The sequence below is a fragment of the Streptomyces torulosus genome (genome assembly GCF_001419765.1).
Taxonomy (GTDB): Bacteria; Actinomycetota; Actinomycetes; order Streptomycetales; family Streptomycetaceae; genus Streptomyces; species Streptomyces torulosus.
The window spans coordinates 1-2,077 of record NZ_LIRK01000740.1 but is presented as its reverse complement, the minus strand read 5'-3'; the positions used below and the strand labels follow the sequence as shown (position 1 = coordinate 2,077).

Below are 2,077 nucleotides of genomic sequence, written 5' to 3'. Positions count from 1 at the left end.
CCCCGGCGCCGCCCCGGCCCCGACCGCGGACCTGGAGGTACTGGAGCGGGAACTGCGCGAGCGGATGCCCCGAGCCACCGGTGCGACGGACGAGGAGATCGCCGCCGCCGAGAAGCGCCTCGGCGTTGCCCTGCCCGACGAACTCAAGGTGCTGTACCGGGTGACGCGGGCCCGCTGGCAGGACCACGGCGACGACCACGCGGCGGCGGAGCGCGAGTACGACGCCGTCGGCTGCGAGTTGTTCTCCCTGGACGACCTGTATGTGGCCGACGTGGCCTCCCGGCCCTCCCTGTGGCGGTTCGCCGCGAAGGAGGCGGTCGTCACCCCGCCCGACGCCGCGGTGCAGGGACTCGTCGGCTCGCCGGGCTGGATCGCCTTCGGCGACAACGGCGGCGGCGACCGCCTCGCGGTCGACCTGACCCCCGGGCCGGGCGGACACGTCGGGCAGATCATCATCCTGAGCCATGAGGAGAACATCGGCGCGGGCCTGGTCGCCGACTCCCTCACCGAGCTGGTGCTGCGCGGGCCCCGGCAGGGCCGCCGCCGTCGCGCCGACGACGGGCCGCCCGTGGTGGCCCACGTCAACTTCCGCGGTGTGCCGGGTGTCGAGGCCGCCGCCCACCCCGGACTGGAGGTCCTCAGCATCGGCGTCTGGGAGGACGAGCCGCTCAGTCTCGCCCCCGTCGTCGGACTGCCCCGCCTGCGCACCCTCGCCGCCTACCCCGGCACCCTCGCCGACCCGCTGGAGATCAGCCGGCTCACCGGGTTGGAGTACCTCCAGCTCTGCCCCGAGGACTGGCGCGTGCTCCTCGACGCCGGAGCGGTCCCGCGCACCCTGCTCGCCGTCTCCGTCGAGCCCCGCCACGACGCCGACCCGCTGCCCGTCGTCGACCTCGCCAACGAGATCCTCGCCCTCTGGAACCGCCCGCCGATCATCCGGACCCGCGTGGAGGGCGACCTCGGGCCGATCGGCCGGGACGCGGGCTGAACGTCCGCCTGGTGACTCGGGGGCGTCGGCGGGTGCGGGTGGGCCGCAGGCCCGTCCCTCCAGGGGCGTCCCGGTGTCATCGCGCTCGGCTAGAGTCTCGGCTCATCCTCGGGCGGACGTGCTGCCCGTGGCCGCGCGCTGGGGGTTGACGGCACCATGGAGCCCGACAGAACGGAACTGCCCGGTTACGAGGTCCAGGAGGTCCTGGGCCAGGGCGGGTTCGCCACCGTGTACCGGGCCCGGCAACTGGCCGTGGGCCGGGAGGTCGCGCTGAAGGTGGACAGCCGGGTGCTGTCCTCGGCGCGCGACCGGCAGCGTTTCCTGCGGGAGGTCACGGCGGCCGGGCAGCTCTCCGGGCACCCGCACGTGGTGCCCGTGTACGACGCCGGGGTCCTCGCCGACAACCGCCCCTACATGGTGCTGGAGTTGTGCCCCGGCGGCTCCCTGGGCGACCGGCTGCACCGGCAGGGACCCCTGCCCCTCAAGGAGGCGCGCGACATCGGCGTGGGCCTCGCGGACGCGGTCGCCGCCGCCCACGCCGCGGGCGTCCTGCACCGCGACATCAAACCCGGCAACGTCATGGTCAACCGCTACGGCGGCGTGGCCCTCACCGACTTCGGACTCGCGGCCATGCCCAGGCCCGGCCGTGAACTGTCCGTGACCCGCGAGGCGTTGACCCCCGCGTACGCGCCGCCCGAGGCCTTCCACATGGCCGAACCCACCCCCGCCGGCGACCTCTACTCCCTGGCCGCCACCGTCTACGCGCTGCTGCGCGGCCGCCCGCCCCACTACCCGGACGACGGGACCCAGCTCAGCCTCGCCGAGCTGATCGTGCGCCACACCTGGCCGTACCCCGACCTGCCCGGCGTGCCCGCCGGCCTCAACTCGGCCCTCCGGTACGCACTCGCCCCCGACCCGCGGCACCGGCTCTCCGACGCGGGCGCGTTCCGCGACGCCCTCGCCGCGGTCGATCTCGACACCGTCGACCTCGGCGGCACCGGGGACAGTGACGGCAGGGGTGGTGGCGGCGAGGGTGGCGGGGGTGGCGGCGGCTTCGGGCCGGCGCCCACCATGGGCACCGTCCCGGCG

At 75.3% G+C, this 2,077-nt stretch carries 2 protein-coding genes; both read left to right on the top strand.

The window, feature by feature from the left end; genetic code table 11:
* The coding region (locus tag AOK23_RS38845; protein WP_055717170.1) for an SMI1/KNR4 family protein at window positions 1-988 on the top strand (988 nt) is incomplete at its 5' end.
* A 156-nt stretch (window positions 989-1,144) separates the two neighbouring features.
* Window positions 1,145-2,077 (top strand): serine/threonine-protein kinase (locus AOK23_RS38840; RefSeq protein WP_157878284.1); only part of this gene is annotated, 933 nt, incomplete at its 3' end.